The 8,446-nt window shown below is 30.3% G+C and carries 7 protein-coding genes; all 7 read left to right on the top strand.

The genetic code is table 11. The features are described from left to right. Nucleotides 1-40 precede the first annotated feature (40 nt). The 7 genes from E6248_RS09840 to aspS all read left to right on the top strand — a co-directional run bounded on the left by E6248_RS09840 (nt 41) and on the right by aspS (nt 8,420). Complete coding sequence (locus tag E6248_RS09840) at nt 41-559, top strand: adenine phosphoribosyltransferase (RefSeq protein ID WP_316340636.1); 519 nt, start codon at nt 41-43, stop codon at nt 557-559. Between the two features lie 102 nt (nt 560-661). Next, entirely contained in the window at nt 662-2,848 is a 2,187-nt protein-coding gene (locus tag E6248_RS09845; protein ID WP_316340637.1) for a bifunctional (p)ppGpp synthetase/guanosine-3',5'-bis(diphosphate) 3'-pyrophosphohydrolase, read from the top strand. A gap of 11 nt (nt 2,849-2,859) precedes the next feature. Then, on the top strand, nt 2,860-3,309 hold the full coding sequence (gene dtd, locus E6248_RS09850) for a D-aminoacyl-tRNA deacylase (protein WP_316340638.1): 450 nt from the start codon (nt 2,860-2,862) through the stop codon (nt 3,307-3,309). A 14-nt stretch (nt 3,310-3,323) separates the two neighbouring features. After that, nucleotides 3,324-3,926, top strand: coding sequence for an MBL fold metallo-hydrolase (locus E6248_RS09855; protein WP_316340639.1), 603 nt, complete (start codon nt 3,324-3,326; stop codon nt 3,924-3,926). Nucleotides 3,927-3,937: 11 nt separating this feature from the next. Next, nucleotides 3,938-5,362, top strand: coding sequence for a coproporphyrinogen III oxidase (locus tag E6248_RS09860; protein ID WP_316340640.1), 1,425 nt, complete (start codon nt 3,938-3,940; stop codon nt 5,360-5,362). 11 nt (nt 5,363-5,373) lie between these two features. Then, nucleotides 5,374-6,624: a histidine--tRNA ligase gene (gene hisS / locus E6248_RS09865; RefSeq protein ID WP_316340641.1), complete on the top strand. Its 1,251-nt coding sequence runs from the start codon at nt 5,374-5,376 to the stop codon at nt 6,622-6,624. A gap of 11 nt (nt 6,625-6,635) precedes the next feature. After that, the gene (gene aspS / locus E6248_RS09870) at nt 6,636-8,420 is read left to right on the top strand and encodes an aspartate--tRNA ligase (protein WP_316340642.1); all 1,785 of its coding nucleotides are present in this window, start codon (nt 6,636-6,638) and stop codon (nt 8,418-8,420) included. Nucleotides 8,421-8,446: the final 26 nt, after the last annotated feature.

Raw genomic sequence — 8,446 nt, forward strand, 5'->3', positions numbered from 1 at the left:
CTTATATAGTTTATAATTTTTTAATAATGGAGGAATTATTATGAATCTAAAAGAAAAAATTAGAGTAATTGAAGGTTTTCCTAAAGAGGGTATAAGTTTTAAAGATATTACAACAGTTATTGGTGACGGAGAAGCATTAAGATATTCTATAGATAAAATAGTTGAGCACTTAAAAGATAAAAATATTGATTTAATAGTAGGACCAGAAGCAAGAGGATTTATTTATGGAGTACCTGTTGCTTATGCAATGGGAATTGGATTTGTTCCAGTAAGAAAACCAGGTAAATTGCCAGGTGAAACTGTTTCTGTGACTTATGATTTAGAGTATGGTAGTGATACACTACAAATACATAAGGATGCAATTAAAAAAGGTCAAAGAGTTGCTATAGTAGATGACTTATTAGCAACTGGAGGAACAATTGAAGCAGTAGCTAAGCTTGTAGAATTAGCTGGTGGAGAAGTTGTTACTTTAGACTTTGCAATAGAACTTACAGGACTTAACGGAAGAAGTAAACTTGAAGGATATGAAGTAATGTCCTTAGTTGATTATGAGTTTTAATATTGTTGAAAATTTAAATTAATTGGTATATAATATAAGAAAAAATGGCTGGTTGTTTAAACCAGCCAATTATTTTAGACTAAATCAAAGGAGATTATCCATATGTATGAAGACTTAATGCAGAAAATAAATGAAAATTGCCATAATATAGATAAAGATATGGTAAAACGAGCATATGATTTAGCTTGTGATGCCCATAAAGAGCAAAAAAGAGAGTCGGGTGAACCTTATGTAACTCATCCTATTGATGTTGCATCAATATTAGCTGAAATGGGTATGGATACTAGTACGATAGTTGCAGGTCTTTTACATGATGTTATTGAGGATACTGAATATACATATGAAGATATTAAAAATTCCTTTAATGAAGAAATTGCAAATTTAGTGCAAGGTGTAACGAAATTAGGTAAGATTGAATATAAGACAAAAGAAGAGCAACAAGCTGATAATGTAAGAAAAATGCTTTTAGCAATGGCTAAAGATATAAGGGTTATTATTATAAAGCTTGCAGATAGACTTCATAACTTAAGAACTTTAAAGTTTATGTCAAAATCAAAGCAAAAGCAAAAAGCTAAAGAAACTTTAGATATTTATGCTCCTTTAGCACATAGACTTGGTATTTCTAAAATAAAATGGGAATTAGAAGACTTAGCTTTTAGATATTTACATGAAGAGGAATATTATGATTTAGTTAAGGAAATAGCTGAAAAAAGAGTCGAAAGAGAAACATATATTGCAGAAATTAAAGAGGATTTAAGTAAAAAGCTTGAGGAGTCTGAAATTGACTCAGATATAGATGGTAGACCAAAACATTTTTATAGCATCTATAAAAAGATGGTAAATAAAAATAAAAGTATAGAGCAAATTTTTGACTTAACAGCTATAAGAATCTTAGTAAATACAGTAAAAGATTGTTATGGAGTTTTAGGAATAGTACATACGATTTATAAACCTATTCCAGGAAGATTTAAAGACTATATAGCGATGCCTAAACCTAATATGTATCAGTCCCTTCATACAACTGTAATTGGACCACAAGGTAAGACTTTTGAGATTCAAATTAGAACTTTCGAAATGCATAAGACAGCTGAATATGGTATAGCTGCTCATTGGAAGTATAAAGAGGGAGAGAATCAAGAAGAAAAAGAAAATTCCTTTGAAAATAAGCTTGCATGGCTTAGGGATATGCTAGAATGGCAAAAAGAGACATCAGATGCTGAGGAATTTATAGAAGGATTTAAAATAGATTTATTTGTAGATGAAATATTTGTATTTACTCCAAAAGGTGTTGTAATTAATTTGCCAAGTGGAGCAACACCTATAGATTTTGCTTATAGAATTCATACAGATATAGGTAATAGATGTGTAGGGGCTAAAGTAAATGGTAAGATAGTACCTTTAGACTATAAATTAAAAACTGGAGAAATAGCTGAAGTACTAACTTCTAAAAATGCTAAAGGCCCAAATATAGATTGGCTTAATATTGCTAAGAGTAATCAAGCGAAAAGTAAGATAAGACAATGGTTTAAAAAGATTAAAAAAGAAGAGAATATAGATAAAGGTAAAGAAACTTTTGAAAAAGAGTTAAAGAAGCAGGGTGTAACTTTTGCAGATATTGCAAAGGGGGAAGTATATGAAAGAGCTATAAAGAGATACAACATTCATAATACTGAAGACTTATATGCAGCAATTGGAATTGGCCAACTTTCTGCTTCGGCATTTATTTCAAAATTAAAAGAAGAAAATATTATAGATAAACAAAGTCAAGAAACTTTAAATAAACCTATTGAAGAGCAATATAATAAATTTGATAAAGGTAGTGAAAATACTAGTAGAAACTCTTATGGTGTTACTGTTAAAGGTGTAAATAACATAATGGTTAGGTTTGCTAGATGCTGTAATCCAGTACCTGGAGATGATATACAAGGATATATAACAAAAGGTAGAGGAGTTTCTGTTCATAGAAATGATTGTAGTAATTTAAAGTCATTAATTAATTATGATCCAAGTAAAGTGGTAGATGTTTCTTGGGGATTATCTAAGGGTGCTGCTTATGTTGCAGAAGTGCAAGTTAAAGCTGATGATAGAATTGGAATTCTTACTGATATTATGAATGTTATTTCTGAATCTAAGTTACCATTAAATGCACTTAATGCTAAATCCTCTAAGTCTAATACTGCTATGGTTACTATTAGAGTTAAGATAGATTCCATTGAGCAATTAAAAGAGCTTATGAGAAAAATAAGAAGATTAAAAGGCGTAATGGATGTATATAGAATGAATAACTAGAGAGGTATTAAATGAGGGCAGTAGTTCAAAGAGTAACTTCATCTAAGGTAGTTGTAGATGATAAAATAATAGGTGAAATTGGAAAAGGTCTTAATATATTAATAGGAATTTCTAAAGAAGATACGGAAGAAGATTTACTTTATTTAAGAGATAAGATTATTAACCTTAGAATTTTTGAAGATGAAAATGATAAGATGAACCTTTCTCTTTTAGATGTAAAAGGAGAAATACTAGCTATTTCTCAATTTACTTTATACGGAGATTGTAGAAAAGGTAGAAGGCCAAACTTTATGGAAGCAGAGGGCGGAGATAAGGCTAAGGCGTTGTACGAGAGATTTATAGACCTATTGAGGGAAAAGGATATAAAGATTGAAACAGGAGAGTTTGGGGCTCATATGAAGGTAGATATACAAAATGATGGGCCTGTGACGCTTCTATTAGATAGTAAAAAGAATTTTTAGTTAGGAGGGTTATTATGATAGTTAAAACTTATCCTCTTGGATCATTACAAACTAATTGTTACTTAGCAATAGATGAAAATACTAATAAAGCAGCAATAATTGATCCAGGAGCACAAGCAAGCTACTTAATTAAGGAAATTGAGAATTTAGGAATTGAAATAGATGTAATATTATTAACTCACTGCCACTTTGATCATAATGGTGCAGTTGCTGAGCTTAAGGAAAAATATAATGTAGATGTATATTTAAATAAAGCTGAAGAAGAGTTTATGGAGAGTGATAACACTGGTATTTTTGGAAAGCTTCCAAAGATATATAAGTATCTTGAAGAGGGTCAAGAAATTAAAGTTGGAGATTTAACTTTTAAAGTTACATTTACACCAGGACATAGTAAAGGTGGTACTTGTTTTATAGTAGCTGATAGCGTATTTACTGGGGATACTTTATTTAATGGCTCTATTGGAAGAACTGACTTTTTAGGTGGAAGCTATAATGAGCTTATAGAAAGTATAGAAAATAAATTAATGATATTAGATAAGGATACTGTTGTTTATCCAGGACATGGACCTAAATCTACTATTATTTATGAAAGAATGAGAAATCCATTCTTAGCATAAAGGGAGAATAAATGAAGGTAACTATAAAATTAAACAATTTAAAATATAGATATGATGTTTATCAAATGTTTAATATTTACTATCCTTTAGAAGAAATTAAATTTGAAGATAATGGAGAGTTTATAGTAAATATTGAAGAAGATAAAATTAATTTTTCATATGGAGATTACTCTAATGAAGCTTCTTTAGGTGAAAATATTAAAGAAGATATAAAGAGGCTTATTTTTTCATCACTTAAAGATATTACTAATGATTATTATCCATGGGGTATATTAGTAGGAATAAGGCCTTCTAAAATTGCTTTAAAATATCTAGAAGAAGGAAAAAGTGAAGAAGAAATAATAGAAATTTTCCAAAATAGACATTTAGCTTCTGAAGAAAAAGCAAAGCTTTGTATTGAAGTTGCAAAGAAGGAAAAGGAATTCGTAAATAAGGATGAGAAGAATATTGCTATTTATATAGGAATGGCATTTTGTCCTACTAGATGTTTCTATTGTTCCTTTACAGCTAATCCAATAGGAGCTAGTAAGAAGTTAGTTAATCCTTATTTAGAAGCATTAACATATGAAATAAGAGAAATGAAAAAATATGTTGATGAAAGAGGCTTAAAGATAGAAAGTGTATACTTTGGTGGGGGGACACCTACAGCAGTAAATAATGAAGAGTTTGAAGCTATTATGGAAGAAATTTATAATGCTTTCGTTAATAATAGAGAGCTTTATGAGTTTACTGTGGAATGTGGAAGACCTGATAGTATTACCCTAGAAAAGCTTCAGACTATGAAAAAATATAATACTACTAGAATAAGCATTAACCCTCAAACTATGAATGATAAAACATTAAAGATGATAGGAAGAGGTCATTCATCAGGAGATGTAATTGAAAAGTTTAATTTAGCCAGAGAGCTAGGCTTTGATGATATTAATATGGATATGATAATAGGACTCCCTGGTGAAGGAATAAAAGAAGCTGAATACACAGCTAAAGAATTATTAAAGCTAAAACCAGATAGTCTTACAGTTCATGGATTATCATTAAAGAGAGCTTCAATTTTATATGAAAACTTTATCCTTAAAAAAGGAATACAAATAAAGAAGCAAGAAGAGCTATCTTCTATGTATGAAATAAGCAGAAAGCTAGCTGAAAGTTTAGATATAAAACCATATTATATGTATAGACAAAAAAATATGGTTGGAAATATGGAGAATTTGGGTTATTCTAAAGAAGGTAAAGAATGTTTATATAATATTGAAATGATAGAAGATAAGCAAACTATTATAGCTTTAGGTGCTGATGCAGTATCTAAGGTAGTCTTTTTAGAAGATAATAGAATTGAAAGATTTGGAAACGTAAAAGACATAAAAGAATATGCAAATAGAATTAAGGAAATGGTAGAGGAAAAGAAAAAACTTTTAGATACACTTTACCTTAAATAGGAGGAGATATTATGGAAATCCAAGCACCTAAGGGTACGAAGGATATGCTGCCTCAAGATGCTTATAAATGGCATTATGTTGAGGAAACTTTAAGAGAAGTTTCAAAGGCATTTGGAGTAAGAGAAATTAGAACACCAATATTTGAACACACTGAATTATTTTTAAGAGGTGTTGGGGAGACTACTGATATAGTTCAAAAGGAAATGTATACTTTCAATGATAAAGGTGATAGAAGTATAACATTAAAACCAGAAGGTACAGCACCTACTGTTAGAGCTTTTATTGAAAACAGATTATTTAATGAAGCTCAACCTACTAAGCTATATTATATGATTCCATGTTTCAGATATGAAAATGTTCAAAAAGGAAGACTTAGACAATTCCATCAATATGGTATAGAAGTATTTGGTTCTAAAGAACCATCAATGGATGCTGAAGTAATTTCATTAGCTATGGAGGCTTTAAAAAGACTTGGTTTAAAGAGTTTAAGTTTAAACATAAATAATTTAGGATGTCCTAAGTGTAGACCAAAGTATAATGAAGCATTAAAGAAATATTTACAAGAGAATTATGATAATCTTTGCGGTATTTGTAAAACTAGATTTGAAAAAAATCCAATGAGAATTTTAGATTGTAAAGAAAAATCTTGCAAGGAAATAACTAAAAGTGCTCCTATTATCCTAGATTATATTTGTGAGGAATGTGATACTCACTTTACAGAAGTAAAGAGATATCTTGATGCATTAGATATTAAATATACTATTGATCCAGGTATAGTAAGAGGATTAGATTATTATACAAAAACTATTTTTGAAATCTTAAACGATGATTTTACAGTTTGTGGTGGCGGTAGATATGATAAGCTAATTGAAGAAATTGGTGGACCTGAAATGCCAGCTGTTGGATTTGGTATGGGACTCGAAAGACTTATAATGACATTAGAAAAAGAAGGAATTGAAATTCCAAGAGAAGATACTATAGAGCTTTACATTGGTGCTAGAGGAGAAGAGGCTAAGACAGCAGCCTTCGTTCTTGCTAATAAATTAAGAGCAAAAGATGTTAAAGCTGAAGTAAACCATATGGGAAGAAGCATTAAGGCAGAAATGAAATATGCTAATAAAATTGGTGCTGTCTTTACTACAATTTTAGGTGATGATGAACTTCAAAATAATGTTTTAAAACTTAAGAGAATGAGTGATGGAGAACAATTTGAAGTTAATTTAAACAATATAGATGAAATAGTAAGTGTTTTAAATAGTTAGGAGGAAGAAAAATGGGTGAAGCTTTAGGTGGATTAAAGAGAACCCTTATGTGTGGAGAAGTTAGAGAAAGTAATGTTTCTCAAAAGATCACATTAATGGGATGGGTACAAAGAAATAGAAAATTAGGTGGTCTACAATTTATAGACCTAAGAGATAGAACAGGCATAATGCAAATAGTATTTGGTGAAGAAATTAATGCTGAAGCTTTTGAAAAGGCTAAGGATGTAAGACCAGAGTATTGTATTGCTGTAACTGGAGAAGTTGTTTTAAGAGAAGCTCCAAATCATAATATGCCAACAGGACTTGTTGAGCTTAAGTGTGAAGAATTAAAGATTCTTTCTGAATCAGATACTCCTCCAATATATATAAAAGAAGGATTAGATGCAGCAGAAAATATAAGATTAAAATATAGATATTTAGATCTTAGAAGACCTGATATGCAAAGAATATTTATGATTAGAAGTAAAGTATCTAAATCTGTTCGTGATTATTTAGATGCAAATAATTTCTTAGAAGTAGAAACTCCAATATTAACTAAGAGTACTCCAGAAGGAGCGAGAGATTACCTTGTACCTTCAAGAAATTATCCAGGAATGTTCTATGCACTTCCACAATCACCTCAAATCTTTAAGCAATTATTAATGGTATCAGGATTTGATAGATATTATCAAATTGCTAAGTGCTTTAGAGATGAAGACTTAAGAGCTAATAGACAACCAGAATTTACTCAAATCGACTTAGAAATGAGTTTTGTTGAAGAAGAAGATGTAATAAAGATGAATGAAGGTTTAGTAGCTCATGTATTTAAAGAAGTAGCAGGAGTAGATGTTAAGCTTCCTATAAAGAGAATGACATTTAAAGATGCTATGGAAAAATACGGTTCAGATAAGCCAGACTTAAGATTTGGAATGGAAATAACTAATATTACTGAAGACGTAAAGGATATGGATTTTGTAGTATTTAAATCAGCTTTAGAAAATGGTGGATCTGTAAGAGCATTATGCTTAAAGGGTGGAGCATCATTAGGAAGAAAACCAATAGACAAATTAGGTGAATTTGTTAAAACATATAAGGCTAAGGGCCTTGCTTGGATTCAAATTAAAGAAGATGGGATTAAATCTTCGATAGCTAAATTCTTAACTGATGATGTTACTAATTCAATTATTAAGACTATGAATGCTGAAGTTGGAGATGCTATATTTATAGTTGCAGATAAGAATTCAGTAGTTTTCCAAAGCCTTGGAGCTTTAAGATTAGAGTTAGCTAAGCAATTTGATCTAATTAAGGATAAAAATGAATTTAACTTTACTTGGATTACAGAATTCCCTCTATTCGAATATAGTGAAGAAGATGGAAGATATTATGCTGCTCACCATCCATTTACATCACCAATGGATGAAGATTTAGATATGATAGAATCTAATCCAGGAGAAGTAAGATCTAAAGCATATGATTTAGTGTTAAATGGTGAAGAACTAGGTGGAGGATCAATAAGAATTCATGATTCTAAGCTTCAACAAAGAATGTTTAAAGCTTTAGGATTTACTGAAGAATCAGCTCAAGAAAGATTTGGTTTCTTAATAGATGCCTTTAAGTTTGGACCACCACCACATGGCGGATTAGCTTTTGGTTTAGATAGAATGATAATGTTCTTAGCTGGAACTGAAAATATTAAGGATGTTATTGCATTCCCTAAAAATCAAAATGCTTATTGTTATTTAAGTGAAGCACCTAATATAGTAGATGAAAATCAACTTGAAGATTTAGGAATAGCAATAAATAAAAAAGAAGATTAATATTGGAGGCTACCTTAGGGTAGCCT

It is taken from the genome of Clostridium sp., from assembly GCF_032552055.1.
In the GTDB taxonomy this organism is placed as follows: Bacteria; Bacillota; Clostridia; order Clostridiales; family Clostridiaceae; genus Clostridium.